The organism is Variovorax sp. UC74_104 (assembly GCF_044055375.1).
In the GTDB taxonomy this organism is placed as follows: domain Bacteria; phylum Pseudomonadota; class Gammaproteobacteria; order Burkholderiales; family Burkholderiaceae_C; genus Variovorax.
On the sequence record NZ_CP171978.1, the window covers coordinates 2,864,953 to 2,883,040 of the forward strand.

Annotated in this window: 17 protein-coding genes and 2 pseudogenes; 11 read left to right on the forward strand and 8 right to left on the reverse strand. The window is 67.4% G+C overall.

Annotation, left to right across the window (positions count from 1 at the left end; translation table 11 throughout):
- Positions 1–60: 60 nt before the first annotated feature.
- A pseudogene (locus tag ACHMXA_RS13235) lies at positions 61–1,123 on the reverse strand (Fe(3+) ABC transporter substrate-binding protein).
- A gap of 240 nt (positions 1,124–1,363) precedes the next feature.
- Here ACHMXA_RS13235 and ACHMXA_RS13240 point away from each other — a divergent pair.
- Complete coding sequence (locus tag ACHMXA_RS13240) at positions 1,364–2,077, forward strand: hypothetical protein (protein ID WP_176664802.1); 714 nt, start codon at positions 1,364–1,366, stop codon at positions 2,075–2,077.
- Between the two features lie 22 nt (positions 2,078–2,099).
- Entirely contained in the window at positions 2,100–2,447 is a 348-nt protein-coding gene (locus ACHMXA_RS13245) for a hypothetical protein (RefSeq protein WP_395320928.1), read from the forward strand.
- On the opposite strand, the gene ACHMXA_RS13250 is transcribed toward ACHMXA_RS13245, so the two are convergent.
- Positions 2,444–2,992 carry a PaaI family thioesterase gene (locus ACHMXA_RS13250; protein ID WP_176664804.1) on the reverse strand — a complete coding sequence of 183 codons (549 nt, stop codon included), beginning with the start codon at positions 2,990–2,992 and terminating at the stop codon, positions 2,444–2,446. The genes ACHMXA_RS13245 and ACHMXA_RS13250 overlap by 4 nt on opposite strands.
- Positions 2,993–3,067: 75 nt before the next feature.
- Between ACHMXA_RS13250 and ACHMXA_RS13255 the strand changes: the two genes are divergently transcribed.
- The 4 genes and pseudogenes from ACHMXA_RS13255 (at position 3,068) to ACHMXA_RS13270 (ending at position 7,149) form a co-directional block, all read left to right on the forward strand.
- On the forward strand, positions 3,068–3,523 hold the full coding sequence (locus ACHMXA_RS13255; RefSeq protein ID WP_176664805.1) for a MarR family winged helix-turn-helix transcriptional regulator: 456 nt from the start codon (positions 3,068–3,070) through the stop codon (positions 3,521–3,523).
- A 111-nt stretch (positions 3,524–3,634) separates the two neighbouring features.
- A pseudogene (locus ACHMXA_RS13260) lies at positions 3,635–4,949 on the forward strand (MFS transporter).
- An 18-nt stretch (positions 4,950–4,967) separates the two neighbouring features.
- A complete protein-coding gene (locus tag ACHMXA_RS13265; protein WP_176664807.1) occupies positions 4,968–6,389 on the forward strand; it encodes an MATE family efflux transporter in 1,422 nt (473 codons plus the stop codon).
- Between the two features lie 43 nt (positions 6,390–6,432).
- On the forward strand, positions 6,433–7,149 hold the full coding sequence (locus ACHMXA_RS13270) for an SDR family oxidoreductase (protein WP_176664808.1): 717 nt from the start codon (positions 6,433–6,435) through the stop codon (positions 7,147–7,149).
- Between the two features lie 42 nt (positions 7,150–7,191).
- On the opposite strand, the gene ACHMXA_RS13275 is transcribed toward ACHMXA_RS13270, so the two are convergent.
- From ACHMXA_RS13275 to ACHMXA_RS13295, 5 genes are all read right to left on the reverse strand, one after another.
- On the reverse strand, positions 7,192–7,503 hold the full coding sequence (locus ACHMXA_RS13275) for a hypothetical protein (RefSeq protein WP_176664809.1): 312 nt from the start codon (positions 7,501–7,503) through the stop codon (positions 7,192–7,194).
- A gap of 194 nt (positions 7,504–7,697) precedes the next feature.
- Positions 7,698–8,435: an aldolase gene (locus tag ACHMXA_RS13280; protein WP_176664810.1), complete on the reverse strand. Its 738-nt coding sequence runs from the start codon at positions 8,433–8,435 to the stop codon at positions 7,698–7,700.
- 30 nt (positions 8,436–8,465) lie between these two features.
- A complete protein-coding gene (locus tag ACHMXA_RS13285) occupies positions 8,466–9,113 on the reverse strand; it encodes a 2-dehydro-3-deoxy-6-phosphogalactonate aldolase (RefSeq protein WP_176664811.1) in 648 nt (215 codons plus the stop codon).
- On the reverse strand, positions 9,110–10,018 hold the full coding sequence (locus ACHMXA_RS13290) for a 2-dehydro-3-deoxygalactonokinase (RefSeq protein WP_176664812.1): 909 nt from the start codon (positions 10,016–10,018) through the stop codon (positions 9,110–9,112). Before ACHMXA_RS13290 ends, ACHMXA_RS13285 begins: the two co-directional genes overlap by 4 nt.
- Entirely contained in the window at positions 10,019–11,755 is a 1,737-nt protein-coding gene (locus ACHMXA_RS13295) for an IlvD/Edd family dehydratase (protein ID WP_176664813.1), read from the reverse strand.
- Between the two features lie 149 nt (positions 11,756–11,904).
- Between ACHMXA_RS13295 and ACHMXA_RS13300 the strand changes: the two genes are divergently transcribed.
- From ACHMXA_RS13300 to ACHMXA_RS13320, 5 genes are all read left to right on the forward strand, one after another.
- Complete coding sequence (locus tag ACHMXA_RS13300; protein ID WP_176664814.1) at positions 11,905–12,648, forward strand: FadR/GntR family transcriptional regulator; 744 nt, start codon at positions 11,905–11,907, stop codon at positions 12,646–12,648.
- 95 nt (positions 12,649–12,743) lie between these two features.
- The gene (locus ACHMXA_RS13305; RefSeq protein ID WP_395320929.1) at positions 12,744–14,126 is read left to right on the forward strand and encodes an ABC transporter substrate-binding protein; all 1,383 of its coding nucleotides are present in this window, start codon (positions 12,744–12,746) and stop codon (positions 14,124–14,126) included.
- A gap of 46 nt (positions 14,127–14,172) precedes the next feature.
- Positions 14,173–15,054 carry a carbohydrate ABC transporter permease gene (locus ACHMXA_RS13310; protein WP_176664816.1) on the forward strand — a complete coding sequence of 294 codons (882 nt, stop codon included), beginning with the start codon at positions 14,173–14,175 and terminating at the stop codon, positions 15,052–15,054.
- Positions 15,051–15,902, forward strand: coding sequence for a carbohydrate ABC transporter permease (locus tag ACHMXA_RS13315; RefSeq protein ID WP_176664817.1), 852 nt, complete (start codon positions 15,051–15,053; stop codon positions 15,900–15,902). Before ACHMXA_RS13310 ends, ACHMXA_RS13315 begins: the two co-directional genes overlap by 4 nt.
- Positions 15,903–15,927: 25 nt before the next feature.
- Complete coding sequence (locus ACHMXA_RS13320) at positions 15,928–16,998, forward strand: ABC transporter ATP-binding protein (protein ID WP_176664818.1); 1,071 nt, start codon at positions 15,928–15,930, stop codon at positions 16,996–16,998.
- Positions 16,999–17,018: 20 nt separating this feature from the next.
- Here the strand turns inward: ACHMXA_RS13320 and ACHMXA_RS13325 are convergent, their stop codons facing one another.
- Positions 17,019–18,059, reverse strand: a complete 1,041-nt coding sequence (locus ACHMXA_RS13325; RefSeq protein ID WP_176664819.1) for an endonuclease/exonuclease/phosphatase family protein — start codon at positions 18,057–18,059, stop codon at positions 17,019–17,021.
- Positions 18,060–18,088: the final 29 nt, after the last annotated feature.

Below are 18,088 nucleotides of genomic sequence, written 5' to 3' on the forward strand. Positions count from 1 at the left end.
TTGCCCCGGATGGGGGCTGAGGCGACACGCAGTGCGCCGCAGCCTGGGGGCGAGCCACGGCTACTGGTCGAAGCCGACCTTGTCGACCAGCGCGCTGGCCTGCTTGCGGTACTTGGCGATCTCGGTCAGCGGTAGCGGGTCGACCTTCAGCTCGCCGATGGTCTGGCCGATGATCGGGTCGAGCGCCACGCCCTTGCGCACCGGGTACTCGTAGTTGGTCTGCGCGTACAGGGCCTGTGCCGGCTCCGACACCAGGAACTCGAGCAGCTTGACCGCGTTGGCGCGCTGCGGCGCGTTCTTCGCCACGGCCGCGCCGCTGATGTTGACGTGCGTGCCGCCGCTCTTGGCGTTGGCGAAGGTCGGGCGCACCACCTTGATGGCGTCGCCCCACTTGCGCGCGTCGGTGCCTTCCTTGGCGCTCTTCATCTGGCCGACGTAGTACGAGTTGGCCAGGCCCACGTCGCAGATGCCGCCGAGGATGTCGCGCGCCACGTCGCGGTCGCCGCCGGTGGCCTTGCGCGCCAGGTTGGCCTTCACGCCGCGCAGCCACTGCTCGGCCTTGGCTTCGCCGTCGTGCGCGATCAGCGAGGCCACCAGCGCGGTGTTGTAGGGATGCTGGCCGGAGCGGATGCAGACCTTGCCCTTGTATTTGGGGTTGGCCAGGTCCTCGTAGCGGAAGCTGGTGAGCGGCAGGTTCTTGTCGGCGTACAGCACCGCGCGCGCGCAGCGAGAGCGAGAACCACTGGCCGTCGGCGCCGCGCAGGTTGGCCGGAATGGCCGATTCGAGCGCGGCCGATTTCACCGGCTGCGTCACGCCGCCGTCGACCAGGTCCATCAGGTTGCCGATGTCCACCGTCATCAGCACGTCGGCGGGGGAGCGGGCGCCCTCGGCCTTCACGCGCTCCAGCAGGCCGTCCTTCACGAAGACGGTGTTGACCTTAATGTTGCTCTGCGCGCTGAACGCGGAGATGAGGGGCTGGATCAGCGCCGGTTCGCGCGTTGTGTAGAGCGTGAGCTCGTCGGCGGCGGCCTGTGCGGGGATGGCGGTGGCGGCGAGCAGGGCAGCGCCGGCGCCGAGCAAAGCGCGCGCGGCGCGGCCTTGGACGCGTGAGCGTTCGGTCATGAAGATCCTCCAGGAGCGGGTGTTCTAGAAAGCTCCGGCGCCGGCCGCAGATGTATTGCTGGGTATTGTCGGTACCGGATGAGAATAATTATCACTGGGCGCCAGGATCAGGATGCCTTTGTACTTACAGATCGAAGGCCTACTGCACATCGTTGCAAACAAGGCGCCCGCGCCGCTCGACAACTCGCGACCGGCCCGCTAAAACGGCCCCAGCCTTTTCCCGAAACGGAGGGAGTGCCGATGAGTGGTCGAGAGTTCTGCGCGCCGGACAACGCCAACTATCCGAAGTGGACGTCGTGGGATGCCTTCAAGTGGCAGATGCTGCCCCAGCGGCTCGGCGGCGGTTTTCCGCACCTGAGCGACTACAAGGACGCCTGGGTGCTCTACAACCGGCTGCGCATCGTCGCGGTGGCGAAGAAGTACCAGATATCCCCGGTGCTGCTCGGCAGCGTTGCGTGGGCCGAGGTGGGCGGCAAGCCCGACGGGAGCAAGCGGCCCATGTTCGCGCTGCGCAGCTTCGACTGGAGCGGCCCCGACTGGGTCGACCGCAACCTCACGGTCACCAGGCCGCCGGGCCAGACCTCGTTCGGCGCGGTGAGCATCCAGATGCGCGCCGCGGTGCGCGAGCTGGGGCTGGACCCCGACAGCCTGAGCTACGAGGAAGAACTGCGGCTGGTCTCCTGCCTCGAGCAGGATCTCTTCAACCTCGAGATCGTCGCGAGGCACCTGCAGGGGCTGGTGCTGCACGACTATCCCGGGGCGGACACCGAGAACCTGTCGGAAGAGCAGTTCGTCGTGGCCGGCGCGCGCTACAACCGCGGCATCGAGCGCAAGCTCTCCGACATCGTCGATTCGCTGAAGGCCACGCCGGGCAGCTCGGGGCGCGAATACTCGTCCTATGGCCGCGCCATGGTGAAGCACCGCGAGCACGTCGAGTCGCTGCTCAGCAGGTGAGCCGACGCACGCGCGCGATTCGATGAGCCTGAAGAGGTCCGCTTCCGCATCGATCTTCGCGGTGGTGTCGGCGCTCTATGCGCTGTTCTGCGCCGCGATGCTGTTCGCCATCCCGCGCAACCGCTACGAGTGGATGCTGGAAGACCCGGCGATGCGCGGCGACGGGCTGACCTTCTGCACCCTGCCCATCGACCACGGGCTGGACGCGCGGATCGAATCCTTCGCGTACCTGGTTCCGCTGTTGGTCGTGGCCGCGGTGCTGTCCGTGCGGCGGCGCAGGCCGCACTGGCTGCTGTGGGTGGGCCTGGGGCTGGTACTGCTCTGGGGCGCCCGCTTCGTGGTGCTGGCGCCTTCCTGCCCGGTCCGCTAGCGCGCTGCGGGCACCTCGAACACCAGGCAAGTGGTCGTGGCATGCGCGTACAGCGTGCCGTCGGGGCCGTAGAGGCGGGCTTCGGCGGTGGCGAGCTGCTTGCCGCAGTGGATCACCTTGCCTTCGGCGCGCACGCGCTGCACCTTGGGCGTGAGGCCCTTCACGTAATTCACGCCGAGCTCGGCGGTGGTGTAGGCGCGGCCCGGCGGCATCATCGTGTGGACCGAGCAGCCCAGGGCCGAGTCGAGCATCGTCGCGACCCAGCCGCCGTGGATGGTGCCCAGCGGGTTCAGGTGTTGCGGCAGCGGCGTGCCCTGGAAGATGGCCACGCCCTGGCGCGCCTCGATGATCGTGAAGTCCAGCGTCTTTGCGATGGCGGCGTAGGGAATGTCGCCGTTGAGCATCGCCTGCATGATCTCGAGGCCGGTCTTGCCGGCGATCTGGTCGGGACGGGCGAGGCCGGGGCCCGGGCCGGCCTCGAGGCGACCGGTGATCTTCTGTTCCTCGGCGATCCATGCGTCGAGCTGGCTGGCGGCTTGTGTCATGCCTGTGTTCCTTCTGGGGGCTTTGTCCCGGGGTGTTGATTGCATATGCAATAGTTGCACATACAATAATAGCCCATGGACACCCCCACCAAGCCACGCGGCTGCACCAGCTTCAAGGTGCGCCAGCTGTCGCGACGACTCTCGCAGCACTACGACGCCGAGGTCTCGCAAAGCGGCCTCAAGACCACGCAGTACTCGCTGCTGTCCCACCTCGCGCGGCTCGGCCCCACGCGTCCGGTCGACCTGGCGGCCGAGCTCAAGATGACCGCCTCCACCCTCAGCCGCAACCTGCAGCCGCTGATCTTCGCGGGCTGGATCGCGCAGAGCGCGGGCGCCGATGCGCGCAGCCGGCTGGTGCAGCTCACCGAGGAAGGCGAGGTCAAGCGGCGCGAAGCCCTGGCGCACTGGAAGACCGCACAGCAGAAGCTGAATGCGCTGCTGGGCGTCGAGCGCGTGCTCGCGCTGCACCTGCTGATCGACGAGGCCATGGAACTGCTGGGCGGCGATGAAGAGCCCGCCAGCGACGACTGACCCCTCAACTTTTTCTTTACCCACGACCAACCCGCTCATCGTGCGCCCGGCCGCGCGAGGGATCCGTTTCGCCTTCTTTTTCCTCCATTCAATTCCAACAGCAGAGGCCCCATGTTCGCCACACCCGTTTCCGCATGGCTGCAGCGCCGCGGCATCCACTACGGCTGGATCGTCGCCGCCATCACCTTCCTCACCATGCTGACCATGTCGGCCGCGCTGGGCCTGCCGGGCGCCATGCTGCAGCCGCTGGGCAAGGAGTTCGGCTGGAGCACCGAGCAGAATCTCCTCCTCGCTGGCATTGCGCTTCGCGCTCTTCGGACTCATGGGCCCCTTCGCCGCTGTGCTGATGGAGCGCTACGGCCTGCGCGCGGTGGTCTGCACCGGCCTCGCGCTGGTCGGGCTGGGCATGGCGCTGGTCACCATGGCCTCGCAGCTGTGGCAGCTCTTCGTGCTCTGGAGCCTGATGCTGGGCCTGGGCACCGGCATGACCGCGCTGGTGCTCGGCGCGGTGGTGGCCAACCGCTGGTTCGTCGCACGGCGCGGGCTGGTGGTGGGCATGCTCACGGCCAGTTCGGCGACGGGGCAGCTGGCGTTCCTGCCGCTGGCGGCCTGGATGATCGAGCACTGGGGCTGGCGCTCGGCCATCGTGCCGATCGTGATCGGCACCATCCTCATCGGCCTGCTGGCGCTTTGCTTCATGCGCAACCGGCCTTCCGACGTCGGCCTGCTGCCGTATGGCGAAGCGCCCGGCACGCAGCCTGCAGCCCCCGCCGCGGCAGCACCTGCAATGAACTTCGCCACGCCGTTCCGCGTGCTCAAGGAAGTCTCGACCAACCGCACCTTCTGGGTTCTGGCCGGCACCTTCTTCATCTGCGGCCTGAGCACCAACGGGCTGGTGCAGACGCACTTCATCTCGCTGTGCGGCGACTACGGCATGAGCGCGGTTCCCGCCGCCTCGGTGCTCGCGATGATGGGCGCCTTCGACTTCGTGGGCACCATCCTCTCGGGCTGGCTCTCGGACCGCTACGACAACCGCAAGCTGCTCTTCTGGTACTACGGCCTGCGCGGGCTGTCGCTGTTCTGGCTGCCGCACTCGGAATTCACCATCTACGGCCTGGGCATCTTCGCGATGTTCTACGGCCTCGACTGGATCGCCACCGTGCCGCCGACCGTCAAGCTCGCCGGCGCCGCCTTCGGTCCCGCCAAGGTCGGCCTGGTGTTCGGCTGGGTCTTCGCCGCGCACCAACTGGGCGCCGCAACTGCTGCCTATGGCGCCGGCTTCGCACGCACGCTGCTGCTGACCTACACCCCGGCGCTCTACACCGCCGGTGCAGCCTGCCTGGTGGCGGCGCTGATCGTGATGACCATCCGCCGTCCCGCGGCAAAGTCCGGATCGTCGGCCACGCCGGCTGCGGCCCGCGCCTGAACCAAGAAGGCGCCAGAAATGACCGCACCCCACGGCTCCACCGAACTCGACCCGCGCACGCGCCGCCTGCTCGAGGCGCCCATCGTCCCCACGCTGCTGCGCCTTGCCGCGCCCAACGTGCTGGTGATGGTCGCGCAGGCCTGCGTCGGCCTCATCGAGACCTACTTCGTCGGCAAGCTCGGCACCGATGCGCTCGCCGGCATGGCGCTGGTGTTTCCGATCGTGATGCTGATGCAGATGACCTCCAGCGGCGCCATGGGCGGCGGCATCGCCTCGTCCATCGCCCGCGCACTCGGCGCGCGCCGCCGCGACGATGCGAACGCGCTGGTGTGGCACGCCATCGTCATCGCGCTGGGCTTCGGCTTGTGCTTCACGCTGGCGCTGCTGCTGGGCGGGCGCTGGCTCTATGGCGTGATGGGCGGCACCGGGGCTGCGCTGGAAGCCGCGCTCACCTATTCCAACTGGGTGTTCGCGGGCGCGACGCTGGTGTGGCTCTTCAACTCGCTCGGCGCCATCATCCGCGGCACCGGCAACATGTCGGTGCCGGCCAACGTGACGGTGGTGGGCGTGGTGTTCCTCATTCCGGCATCGCCGCTGCTCATCTTCGGCATCGGGCCGCTGCCGGGCATGGGCATCGCGGGCGGCGCGATCGCGCTGCTGCTGTACTACCTGCTGGGCTCCATCGCGCTCATCGCCTACCTGCGCTCGCCGCGCAGCCTGCTCAAGCCCACGCTCGACGCGCTGAAGCTGCGCTGGCCGCTGTTCCGCGACATCCTGCGCATCGGGCTGGTGGGCGCGGTGTCGACGGTGGCGACCAATCTTTCCATCGGCATCGCCACCGCGCTGACCGGCCATTTTGGCTCCGGCGCGCTGGCCGGCTACGGCACGGCATCGCGGCTCGAATACCTGCTGGTGCCGCTGGTGTTCGGCCTGGGCGCACCGCTGGTGGCGATGGTCGGCACCTGCATGGGGGCGGGGCTGCGCGAGCGGGCGTTGCGCGCCACCTGGGCCGGCGCGGCGCTGGCCTTCACGCTCACGGAAACCATCGGCCTCGCGGCGGCGCTGTTCCCGCGCCCGTGGCTGCTGCTGTTCGGCAACGACCCCGCGATGCTGGAAACCGGCGCGCATTACCTGCGCGTGGTCGGGCCGATGTACGGCCTCTTCGGCGTCGGGCTGGTCCTGTACTTCGCCTCGCAAGGCGCGGGCCGGCTGCTGTGGCCGATGCTCGGCAACATCGCGCGCCTGGCGGTGGCGGCCAGCGGCGGCTGGCTGGCGCTGAACTGGGGCGCCGGGCTCACCGGCGTGTTCGCGGCGCAGGGCGTGGCGCTGGCGGTGTACGGCGTCGTGACCGCATCGGCCATCGCGGGCGGTGCCTGGTTCGGCCGCGTGGGCTGGCCGCGCACCACCACCGGACTGCTGCGGCGCATGGCGCAGGCCTGAAATCCGGCTATCGACTCATTCATCAACCAACGAAAGACTCGTCATGAAAATCAAGGACTCCGTGGTCTTCATCACCGGCGCCAATCGCGGCCTCGGTCTCGCCTTTGCGAAGGCTGCGCTCGCAGCGGGCGCGCGCAAGGTCTACGGCGCGGCGCGCGACCCCAAGAGCATCGACCTGCCCGGCGTGACGCCGGTGGCGCTCGATGTGACGCAGCCCGCGCAGATCGAGGCGGCCGTGCGTGCCTGCGGTGACGTGACGGTGCTGGTCAACAACGCGGGCATTTCGCGCGGCTCCAGCTTCCTCGGTTCGCCCGATGCGGTGGCCGCGGCGCGCGCCGAATTCGAAACCAATTTCTTCGGCCTGTGGGCGGTGACGCAGGCCTTCGCACCAGTGCTCGCGGCCAACGGCGGCGGCGGCGTGATCAACGTGCTGTCGGCGCTGGCCTGGACCACCTTCCCGAGCGTGGCGACCTACAGCGCGACCAAGTCGGCCGCGTGGTCGCTGAGCAACGGGCTGCGCAACGAACTGGCCGGGCAGGGCACGCAGGTCACGAGCCTGCACGTGGGCTACATGGACACCGACATGACGTCGCACATCCAAGGCCTGCCCAAGGCATCCCCGGACGACGTGGCGCGCCAGGCGCTGGCCGGCCTCGAAGCAGGCCAGGCCGAGGTGCTTGCGGACGACACGTCGCGGCAGCTCAAGCAGGGCCTGTCGAGCCCGACGCCGCCCTACGCGAGCGTGCCCCAGGCAGCCTGAACGGAAAACCCGGGCGCGGGGCCCGGGTCTCGTTCATTCCGCTCAGTAGCGGTACGGGTTGTTGGGACGGCGGTCGTAGCGGTTCGGCACGCCATCGCCATCGTTGTCCCGGCGGCCATAGCGGCGGCGGTCGTCCCAGCGGCGGTCGTAGTGGTGGCCATGGCGGTAGCCCGGGCCGTAGTAATGGTGCGGCGGAGGCGGCGGCGCGTAATAGCGGCGCGGCGGCGGCGGCGCCGGAACGACGTACACCTGCGCCTGGATGAACGAGCCGCCCGTCTGTGCCTGGGCGGGTGCGCTGATGGCGGCCAGCGAGAGCAGGGCCGCGGCGCCGAATGCGAAAGTGAGCTTTTTCATCTGATCCCCCGGTTGTGAGTTGGAAGCCTCATCCTCGCTGCCCTTTGTTAAGTTGATGTAAGGCTGAAGCGAAATCGGATGAAGAGCTGTAACCCGTGCGCACGGCGTGCGGCACGGGCAAGACACAATTGTGAATGGACTTTTCACCGCGGAACACCTCCGCGGGTAGGCCATCGGCTCTATCGGCCGAAGGTTCAGCCGCGCGGAGCGGGCAGGAGGCGGCGCAATGCCTCGAAGAACAGGTCGGACTGCTCGCGCTCGCCCTGGATCTGCGCTGCCACGTGGGCTGCCAGCTTCGGGTTCACGGGCACCAGCGGGCGGCCGGTCGACTGCGCGATCACCTGGTGCAGGCAGGCGCGCTCCAGGTAGTAGAGATCGTCGTAGGCATGGGCGATGGTGCCGCCGGCCACGATCACGCCGTGGTTCGCGAGAAAGGCCACGTCCTTGCCGGCCATCGCGCGGGCGATGCGCTCGCCCTCGGCGTCGTCGAGCGCGAGGCCGTTGTATTCGGCGTCGATGGCGATGCGGTTCATGTAGCGCATCGCGTTCTGGCTCGCGGTGGGGTCGAGCGCGCGGTCGACCGTGATCGTGAGCGCCGTGGCGTACGGCATGTGGCAGTGCAGCACCACCGCATGGCCGGTGAGCCGGTGCACCGCGCCATGGATGAAGAGGGCGGTGGGCTCCACGCGGTGGCGGCCCGCCAGCACCTCGCCATGCACGTCGATCAGCACGATGTCGTCGGGGCCGATCTCGCTCCAGTGCAGGCCGCGCGGGTTGATGAGGTAGCGGTCCTGGGCGCCCGGCAGCATCACGCTGAAGTGGTTGCAGACGCCTTCCGACAGTCCGTGATGGTCGGCGGCGCGCAGGGCGAGGGCGAGGTCTTCGCGCAGCTTGCGCACGGCAGGGCTGGCGTAGAGGGCATCGGCGGACATCGGTGGGGGTCTCCTGTTTCTTCTTGGGGGTCAGGCGAGCGTGAGGCCTTTCCAGGCCGCGACGAATTTCCGGGCGTCCTCGCGCACCGCCGCGGCCTGCTTGCCGGGTTTGTAGAGCGAGGAGCCGATGCCGAAGCCGGCGGCACCGGCCGCGCGCCATCCGGCCATGTTGTCGGGCGCGATGCCGCCCACGGGCATCACCGGCGTGCCGGTGGGCAGCACGGCCAGCAGGGCCTTCACCACGGCGGGCGAGGCCAGCTCGGCCGGGAACAGCTTGAGCCCCGTGGCACCGGCCGCGAGCGCGCCGAAGGCCTCGGTCGGCGTCATCACGCCGGGCAGGCAGACCATGCCCAGCCGCACCGCCTCGGCGATGACTTCGGCGTTGAAGTTCGGCGAGACGATCAACTCGCCGCCGGCTGCATGCACCTCGCGCACCTGCTGCGCGCCCAGCACCGTGCCGGCGCCGACCAGCGCTTGCGGGAAGCGCCTGCGCATCAGCGCGATGCTCTCGAGCGGCTGCGGCGAATTCAGCGGCACTTCGAGCAGGCGGAAGCCAGGCTCGACGATGGCGTCGCCGACGTCGGCAGCCTCGGCGGGCGAGAGGCCGCGCAGGATGGCCACCAGCGGCAGCTCGCGCATCGCGGCGTCGAATTTTTCGAGGGGAGTGGGGGCGGTCATGCGGGAGTCCTGTCGGAATCGAGAAAGCCGGACAGCGCATGCAGTCCGGCCCAGGTGGCTTCGGCGCCGAGCGTGCGCGTGGCGACGCCGGTGGCGCGCAGCGCCAGCGTGTAGCGCTGGGTGAGGGCCGACGAGCCGATCAGGATCACTTCGCCCGACGCCTGCAGCGCCTGCGTGCGCAGCTCCTCGCCGATCAGCAGGCCCGAGAGGTAGCTCGACAGCTCTTCCTTCGGCATGCGCTCGAACAGCGCAAGGGTGCGCGTGCCGAAGGCGTTGTGGAGCAGGCCGTGTCCGTTCTCGGAGCGGGTCACGCCTTCGAGGAAGGCCGCCTCGTCGAGCGGCGCCGATGCATCGAGCGTGCGCGCCAGGATCGAGTGCTGGCTCAGCAGCGCGTAGAACTCGCCCGTCATGTAGGTGCGAAAGCCCGCGACGCGGCCCTTCTTCACCGTGGCCCACTTGTTGTGCGTGCCGGGCAGCACGAAGAGGCCTTCGCTCAGGCCGGTGAGTTCCATCGCGCCGAAGATCTGCACCTCTTCGCCGCGCATCACGTCGGGCACGCCCGCATGCTCGTCGCTCAGGCCCGGCACGATCGCGATGCGCGCACCCGGAACTGCGTCGATGTCGATGATCGTGCGGCCCACTTCCACGCGGCCGGCGGGGCAGGCGCAGTAGGGCGCTTCCACCCAGCCCTGCTTGCTGCCGGCCATGCCGGAGATCAGGCAGCGCGCGCCCTCGAGGCGCATCCAGTCGCCGAACAGCTTGTCGAAGACGGCGGGAAAGCCGCCTTCGGGCACGGTGAGAATGCCGCGCGCATCGCTGCGCTCTTCCAGTACCTTGCCGCCTGCGTCAAGCAGCGCGCCGCGCAGTGAACTCGTGCCCCAGTCGATCGCTACCAGTCTTGTCATCTAGTGATTGTCGCGCGGCACGAAGGCACCGCGGCGACCGCGCAGGAAGGCCAGGTCGGCGCCCTGGTCGGCCTGCAGCACCGTATCGACATACAACTTCCAGTAACCGGATTCGAGCGGCGCCTTGGGCGCGACCCATTTCTCGCGGCGCTTCGCGAGCTCTTCGTCGCTCACGTGCAGGTGCAGCCTGCGGTTGGGTACGTCGAGTTCGACGATGTCGCCGTCCTGCACCAGCGCCAGCGGGCCTCCGGCGGCCGCCTCGGGCGCGGTGTGCAGCACCACGGTGCCGTAGGCCGTGCCGCTCATGCGCGCGTCGCTGATGCGGACCATGTCTGTGATGCCCTTGCGCAGCACCTTCGGCGGCAGCGGCATGTTGCCTGCCTCGGCCATGCCGGGGTAACCCTTGGGCCCGCAGTTCTTGAGCACCATGATGCAGTGCTCGTCGATGTCGAGGTTCTCGTCGTCGATGCGCTTGTGCAGGTCGTCGGCGCTCTCGAACACCACCGCGCGGCCCTTGTGCACCAGCAGCTCCGGCGTGGCCGCGCTGGGCTTGATGATGGCGCCGTTGGGCGCGAGGTTGCCGCGCAGCACGCAGATGCCGGCCTTGTCCTTGAAGGGCTCGGCCAGGGTGCGGATGACCTGCGGGTTGAAGTTCTCCGCGTCCTTCACGTTCTCCCAGATGCTCTGGCCGGTGACGGTGATCACGTCCTTGTGCAGGTGGTCGGCGATCTCCTTGATGACCACCGGCAGGCCGCCCGCGTAGCAGAAGTCTTCCATCAGGAACTGGCCCGAGGGCTGCAGGTTCACCAAGCAGGGCAGTTCGGAGGCGAGGCGGTCGAAATCTTCCAGCGTGAGTTCGACGCCCATGCGCCCCGCGATGGCCAGCAGGTGGATCACGAAGTTGGTCGAGCCGCCGATGGCCGCGTTGACCTTGATCGCGTTCTCGATGGCCTGGCGCGTGAGGATCTTCGACATGTTCATGTCTTCATGAACCATGCCGACGATGCGCCGGCCCGCCTGCCGCGCGAGCACGTTGCGGCGGCCGTCCACGGCAGGGTAGGCCGCGTTGCCTGGCAGGCCAATGCCCAGCGACTCGACCATGCTGGCCATGGTGCTGGCGGTGCCCATCGTCATGCAGTGGCCGTGGCTGCGATGCATGCAGCTCTCGGCCTCGAAGAATTCCTGCAGCTTGAGCGTGCCGGCGCGCACCTGCTCGCTCATCTGCCACACGCCGGTGCCGGAGCCGAGCTCCTGTCCGCGCCATTTGCCCGAGAGCATCGGGCCGCCCGACACGCCGATGGTCGGCAGGTCGACGCTGGCGGCGCCCATCATGAGCGCGGGCGTGGTCTTGTCGCAGCCCATGAGCAGCACCACGCCGTCGAGCGGGTTGCCGCGGATGCTTTCTTCCACGTCCATGCTCGCGAGGTTGCGATACAGCATGGCGGTGGGCCGCAGCAGAGTCTCGCCGAGCGACATCACGGGGAATTCGAGCGGGAAGCCACCCGCTTCGTACACGCCGATCTTCACCTGCTCCGCGAGCGTGCGGAAGTGCGAATTGCAGGGCGTGAGTTCGCTGAAGGTGTTGCAGATGCCGATGACCGGTCGGCCGTCGAACTGGTCGTGCGGAACACCCTTGCCCTTCATCCAGCTTCGGTAGATGAAGCCGTCGCGATCGTGGCGGCCGAACCATTGCTGGCTGCGAAGTTCTTCGGGCTTTTTCTTCGGGGAGGTGCTCATGGAATGTCTCTCTTTGTTGTCGAAGCGTGGGCTCGACCCTCAGGGTTTGTCCTGCCGATAGAGCGTTTCAATCATCATATGATAAGCGCGAACAACACGCCGGAGCCTTAGTGTTTTCGAGCGGCGGGATACCAGTTTTCACATCACGCATGATCAAGAACATCCACGGTCGCACGCTCGAACTCCTCGGTGAAGCCGTGGTGTCGGGGCGCTATGCGATCGGCGCGTCCATCCCCTCCGAGCCCGTGCTCGGCGAGGAACTGGGCGTGAGCCGTACCGTGGTGCGCGAGGCGGTGAAGTCGCTGGCGGCCAAGGGCCTGATCGTGACGGGCCCGAAGGTCGGCACGCGCGTGCTGCCCAAGGACAAGTGGAACTGGTTCGACCCCGACGTCATCACCTGGCAGGCGCGCGCCGGCCTCACGCCCGAGTTCCTGCGCGACCTGCAGGACCTGCGCCGCGCGGTGGAGCCGGCGGCGGTGCGGCTGGCCGCGGAGAGAGCCACAAACGAAGACATCGACGAGATCGAGCGTGCCTATGCCGGCATGAAGGAAGCGGTGGAGAACGGCGGCGACTACGTCACCTTCGACCTGCGCTTTCACAACGGCCTGCTGGGCGCCGCGCGCAACAGGATGATTGCGCAGATGAGCAAGGTGCTCAACGCGTTGCTGCGCACCAGCTTCGAGATATCGACCACCAAGCCCGACGGCCCCGCGCTCTCGCTGCCGCTGCACCGTGCGGTGCTCGACGCGGTGATCGTGCACGACCCCGACGTCGCGGAGCGCGCGATCCTCCGGCTCATCGACGGCGCCCGCCAGGACATCGAGGACGTGCTGGGCTCGCGCCGCAGGTTGCCGCGCTTGAGCCGGCCGCCGCCACGGCTCAAGGCCGGCTAGCCGTCCGGGTCCCGCCGGCAGTCCTCATCAGGTTTTCCACCCCACGCTCGCGCGCCGAGCAGATTCCACCCCAAGAAGAGAAGGAGACAACGTCCATGAAACTCGTCAAGTCGCTGATCGCGCCGACGCTGGTCGCGATGGGCCTGCTGTCGGCAGGCCACGTCGCCGCGCAGGAAAAACTCACCGTCTGGTGGGTCAAGGGCTTCTACAAGGCCGAGGACGATGCGCTGTACGCCGCCATCAAGAAGTTCGAGGAGAAGAACAAGAACGTCAAGATCGAACTCTCGCAGTACCCCATTCAAGACATGATCCCCAAGACCGTGTCCGCGCTCGACTCCGGCAGCCCGCCCGACGTGGCGTACGCCGACGTGTACGACTTCCAGGTCACCGGCAAGTGGGCTTTCGACGGCAAGCTGGAAGACATCAGCAGCGTGCTCACGCCCATGAAGGACCGCTTCGCGCCCAACACGCTGGAGACCACCTACCTCTACAACGACCAGACCAAGGGCAAGGCGTACTACGCCTTCCCGATCAAGCAGCAGACGATGCACATCGAGTACTGGCTCGACATGCTGACCGAGGCCGGGTTCAAGGAGTCCGACATTCCCACCGCGTGGAAGGACTACTGGTCGTTCTGGTGCGAGAAGGTGCAGCCCGCCAGCCGGCAGAAGAGCGGCAAGCGCAACTTCGGCATCGGCATGCCGATGGGCGTGGATTCGAGCGACGCGTTCTATTCGTTCCTGACCTTCATGGACGCCTACAACGTCAAGCTGGTGGACGACAACGGCAAGCTGCTGGTCGACGACCCGAAGGTGCGCACCGGCCTGATCGGCGCCATGACCGACTACACCATGCCCTACACCAAGGGCTGCACGCCGCCTTCCTCCACCAGCTGGAAGGACCCGGACAACAACGTCGCCTTCCACAACAAGACGACCGTGATGACGCACAACGCGACGATCTCCATCGCCGCCAAGTGGCTCGACGACTCGAACAACGCCTCGCTCACGCCCGAGCAGCGCGAGGAAGCGCGCAAGAACTACACCGAGCGCATCCGCACGGCCGGCTTCCCCAACAAGCCCGACGGCAGCAAGATGGTCTATCGCACGGCGGTGAAGACTGGCGTGATCTTCAAGGACGCGAAGAACAAGGCGCGCGCCAAGGAGTTCGTGTCGTTCCTGATGCAGGAAGAGAACCTCACGCCCTACGTCGAGGGCTCGCTGGGTCGCTGGTTCCCGGTGACCAAGGCCGCGCAGCAGCGTGACTTCTGGAAGGCCGATCCGCACCGCCTGTCGGTCTACAACCAGTACGCCGCCGGCACCGTGACCTTCGAATTCACGAAGAACTACAAGTTCACCGTGCTGAACAACGAGAACGTCTGGGCCAAGGCCATGAACCGCATCGTCACCGACAAGGTGCCGGTGGACAAGGCAGTGGACGAGATGATCGCCCGCATCAAGACGGTGGCGGGGCAGTAAGCCGCGCACGTACGGCACACGTCGCCACCAACAACAGCAGCATGCCATGAGCGCCACTGCCACCGCCGCCGCGTCGACCACACCGGCGCCTGTCGTCAATCCCGCAGCGCGGCATGCGCGCTGGCAGTTCTGGGGCGCGGTCATGGTCGTGCCCTACCTGCTGGTGTTCGTGGTGTTCGTGCTGTACCCGGTGGGCTACGGGCTCTGGCTTGCCCGCCATCCGCAAAGCTACGTGAAGCTGGTCGAAGACCCGATCTTCTTCCGCTCCGTGATCAACACGGCCATCTTCCTGGTCGTGGCGATCAACCTCAAGATGCTCGTGGCGCTGGTGCTCTCGGGCTTCTTCGTGACATCGCGCTGGTGGATCAAGATCGTCTCGGCGATCTTCATCCTCCCGTGGGCGATGCCCTCCATTCCCACGATCCTGTCGATCCGCTTCATGCTGAACCCGGAGTGGGGCGTGATCAACAGCACCATCTTCCGCCTGACCGGCGCCGACGGCCCCAACTGGCTCAACGATCCTTCCCTGGCGCTGGCCTTCGCGATGATCGTGCACATCTGGAAGTCGCTGCCGTTCTGGACGCTCATCCTGGTGGCGGGCCGGCTGGCCATTCCCACCGAGCAGTACGAAGCGGCTTCGGTCGACGGCGCCTCGTCGTGGCAGAAGTTCCGCTTCGTGAGCTGGCCGGCGCTCAAGACGCTCTACATCACCTCGCTGATCCTCTCGATGATCTGGACGCTGGGCGACTTCAACAGCGTCTACCTGCTGACCGGCGGCGGCCCTGCCGACCTCACGCACGTGCTTGCCACGCTGGGCATCCGCTACCTGCGGCTGGACCAGGTCGACCTGTCGATGGCGTCCATCGTGGTGGCGATGCCGCTAGTTCTGCCGCTCGTGTACTTCATGATGAAGAGGCTCTCGAAATGAAGCGCTGGACTCCCAAGGCCGTGCTCACCGAGGCCCGGCTGCTGCTGATCGGCATTCCGGTGCTGCTGTGGACGCTGATCCCGGTCTACCACATGGTGCTGTTCGCGATCTCGTCGAAGGACTCCGCGACTTCCGGCCACCTCTGGCCCAAGAATGCGACGCTGGACAACTTCCGCATCGTGTTCCAGCAGAAGCACTTCTACCTCGACCACTTCTGGCTGCAGCTGTGGAACTCGCTGCTGATCGCGGTCTCGGTGGGAGCGCTCACGCTCTTCGTGGCGACCACTGCCGCGTTCGCCATCAGCCGGCTGCGCGTGCGCGGCGGGCGCACGGTGATGAACATGGCGCTGTTCACGTACTTCATCCCGGCGGCCTTCCTCGCAGTGCCCATGTACAAGACCATGGGCAACTACGGCCTGCTCAACAGCCAGTGGGCGCTGATTCTCGCGATGGTGACCATCGCCTCGCCGTATTGCATCTGGGTGCTGAAGCAGGCTTCCGACAAGCTGCCCTACGAGCTCGACGAAGCCGCGCGCATGGACGGCGCATCGCCGCTGCAGCTGTTCCGCCTCGTGTACCTGCCGCTGATGGTGCCGTCGCTGGTGGCCGTGGGCACGTATTCGCTGCTGCTGGCCTGGAACGAGTACCTCTATGCCTTCCTGCTGCTGTCCAACGACAAGAGCGTGACGCTGGCGGTGGCGCTGGGCAACTTCCTCTCGGCCGACGATTCGCCGTGGGAGCTGCTGATGGCCACCGGCCTGATCTACGCGCTGCCCCCGGCGGCGATCTATTACGCATTCAAGCGCTACATGGTCGGCGGCATCACCGCCGGCGCGGTCAAGAGCTGAAAGAGCTCACGCAGGAAACGAAAAAATGGCATCCGTATCCTTTCGCAATATCCAGAAATCCTTCGGCAAGATCCAGATCATCAAGGGCCTGGGCTTCGACATCACCGACGGCGAATTCGTCGTGCTGGTCGGCCCCTCGGGCTGCGGCAAGTCGACGCTCTTGCGCATGCTCGCGGGCCTGGAGGACATCAGCGGCGGCGAGATCGTCATCGACGGCCGCGTGGTCAACGACCTCGAGTCGAAGGACCGCGACATCGCCATGGTGTTCCAGAGCTACGCGCTCTATCCGCACATGACGGTGGGCGAGAACATGGGCTTCAGCCTGCGCCTGCGCAACGCCGACAAGTCGGTGACGGACGAGCGCGTGGCCAGGGCCGCGAAGATCCTCAACCTCGACGCGCTGCTGGGCCGCTATCCGCGCGAACTCTCGGGCGGCCAGCGACAGCGCGTGGCCATGGGCCGCGCCATCGTGCGCGACCCGAAGGTGTTCCTGTTCGACGAGCCGCTGTCGAACCTCGACGCCAAGCTGCGCGTGGCGATGCGCGCCGAGATCAAGGCGCTGCACCAGCGGCTGAAGACCACCACCGTCTACGTCACGCACGACCAGATCGAGGCCATGACCATGGCCGACCGCATCGTCGTGATGCACGACGGCATCATCGAGCAGATCGGCACGCCGCTGGAGCTGTACGACCGGCCCGACAACCTGTTCGTCGCGCAGTTCATCGGCTCGCCGTCGATGAACGTCATCGAGGGCACGGTGCGGCGCTCGGGCGGCGAATGCTGGGTCGAGGCGCAGGGCGCGCGCTGGCCCGTTCCCGTGGCCACCGCGGTGCCCGATGGCCAATCGGTGCACTACGGCGTCCGTCCTGGCGACATGACGCTCGGCGGCGGCTCGCACGGCGTGGAGGCCAAGGTCATCGTGGTCGAGCCCACGGGCGCGGAAACCGAACTGCTGGTGCAGGTCGGCGAAGCCAGGCTGGTGCTCGCGGTGCACGGCCGCGTCGATGCCGGACCCGACGACATCGTGCGCCTGGCCATCGAGTCGGAGAACGTGCACCTGTTCGACCGGCAGACCGGCCGCCGCATGGGCTGAGTCGCGCTGGGCGGCGTCGTTCAGGCCGTGCGCAGCCGAAGCAGGGCGCGCACGAAGCCGTGGTCCGAGCGCGAGCGGTCGCGCCCTTCGTGCAGGTGGTCGTTGAAATAGTCGACGCGCCGCACGTCGCCCAGGCTGTGCCGGCTGGTGGCGACGAACTCCTCGCTCACGAAGATCTGGTCGAGCACCTCCGGGTAGCCTTGGTGGACGTGCGAGTAGGCCACGTCCTTCTTCAACGCCGCCTCGCCCTGCATCTCGTAGGCGTTGAAGAGCGCCACGTCGCGCGCGGCCTTGTCGTAGGCCACCTCCGAAGTGGCCGCCACCAGTTGCGTGGTCACGCTGTGCGGGTTGTCGTTGAAGTCGCCCATCACCACGAGCGGCACGTTTGTGCCCTGCAGCAGGTCGATCACGATGCAGCGCAGGGCGGCGGCCTCGGCGCCGCGCATCAGCAGCGAGCGCAGCGAGGCCATCACGCCCACCTTGCGGTCGTCGCGGTCTTCCAGGTGGTTGCCCTGGGCGTCCTGCAGGAACTTGGGGCGCTTGGACTTCAGGTGTACCGTGAGCACGTGCACCTGCTGGCCGTGTTTCATGCGCACCGTGGCCAGCAGGGGAGGCCGCTCGAAGCGCGTGTGCGGGCCGAGCCCTGGTACATCGACACCGAAGCCGGGTGGAAAGTCGACGAAGGAGCGAATCTCGTCCACCTTCAGCCGCGTCGCGATGCCTACGCGCGGCGTGCCCTGTGCGCCTGGCCGGGCGGGCGTGCCTTCGGGGCTGCCTGGCGGCGCCGTGTTCTCCGCGCCAGGCACCGTGATGAAGTCGTAGCGCAGGCCGCTGCGCCCGATGCAGGCTTTCAGCGCCGATTCGTCCCACACCTCCTGCACCGCCAGCACGTCGGCGTTGAGCGCGCGGAAGCGCTCGCCGATCCAGTCGATCTTCCGCTCGTACTCGCGCTCGGTGTAGGCGTCCTGGTTCTCGTAGTACACGCGGTTCGGGGCCGCGAGGTTGAGGAGATTGCAGGTGGCTACGAAGAGAGTGGCGTAGTTGGGCGGGATGTATTGCATGGGGTGACGATTGTGGCTCGGGTTACGAT

Bases quoted from the DNA above. Each gene is read 5' to 3' on its own strand.
- ACHMXA_RS13245 (WP_395320928.1), top strand. From the start codon at position 2,100: ATGAGCCTGAAGAGGTCCGCTTCCGCATCGATCTTCGCGGTGGTGTCG.
- ACHMXA_RS13275 (WP_176664809.1), bottom strand. From the start codon at position 7,503: ATGAAAAAGCTCACTTTCGCATTCGGCGCCGCGGCCCTGCTCTCGCTG.
- ACHMXA_RS13305 (WP_395320929.1), top strand. From the start codon at position 12,744: ATGAAACTCGTCAAGTCGCTGATCGCGCCGACGCTGGTCGCGATGGGC.
- ACHMXA_RS13265 (WP_176664807.1), top strand. From the start codon at position 4,968: ATGACCGCACCCCACGGCTCCACCGAACTCGACCCGCGCACGCGCCGC.
- ACHMXA_RS13315 (WP_176664817.1), top strand. From the start codon at position 15,051: ATGAAGCGCTGGACTCCCAAGGCCGTGCTCACCGAGGCCCGGCTGCTG.
- ACHMXA_RS13285 (WP_176664811.1), bottom strand. From the start codon at position 9,113: ATGACCGCCCCCACTCCCCTCGAAAAATTCGACGCCGCGATGCGCGAG.
- ACHMXA_RS13250 (WP_176664804.1), bottom strand. From the start codon at position 2,992: ATGACACAAGCCGCCAGCCAGCTCGACGCATGGATCGCCGAGGAACAG.
- ACHMXA_RS13310 (WP_176664816.1), top strand. From the start codon at position 14,173: ATGAGCGCCACTGCCACCGCCGCCGCGTCGACCACACCGGCGCCTGTC.
- ACHMXA_RS13280 (WP_176664810.1), bottom strand. From the start codon at position 8,435: ATGTCCGCCGATGCCCTCTACGCCAGCCCTGCCGTGCGCAAGCTGCGC.
- ACHMXA_RS13300 (WP_176664814.1), top strand. From the start codon at position 11,905: ATGATCAAGAACATCCACGGTCGCACGCTCGAACTCCTCGGTGAAGCC.
- ACHMXA_RS13290 (WP_176664812.1), bottom strand. From the start codon at position 10,018: ATGACAAGACTGGTAGCGATCGACTGGGGCACGAGTTCACTGCGCGGC.
- ACHMXA_RS13295 (WP_176664813.1), bottom strand. From the start codon at position 11,755: ATGAGCACCTCCCCGAAGAAAAAGCCCGAAGAACTTCGCAGCCAGCAA.
- ACHMXA_RS13325 (WP_176664819.1), bottom strand. From the start codon at position 18,059: ATGCAATACATCCCGCCCAACTACGCCACTCTCTTCGTAGCCACCTGC.
- ACHMXA_RS13240 (WP_176664802.1), top strand. From the start codon at position 1,364: ATGAGTGGTCGAGAGTTCTGCGCGCCGGACAACGCCAACTATCCGAAG.
- ACHMXA_RS13320 (WP_176664818.1), top strand. From the start codon at position 15,928: ATGGCATCCGTATCCTTTCGCAATATCCAGAAATCCTTCGGCAAGATC.
- ACHMXA_RS13270 (WP_176664808.1), top strand. From the start codon at position 6,433: ATGAAAATCAAGGACTCCGTGGTCTTCATCACCGGCGCCAATCGCGGC.
- ACHMXA_RS13255 (WP_176664805.1), top strand. From the start codon at position 3,068: ATGGACACCCCCACCAAGCCACGCGGCTGCACCAGCTTCAAGGTGCGC.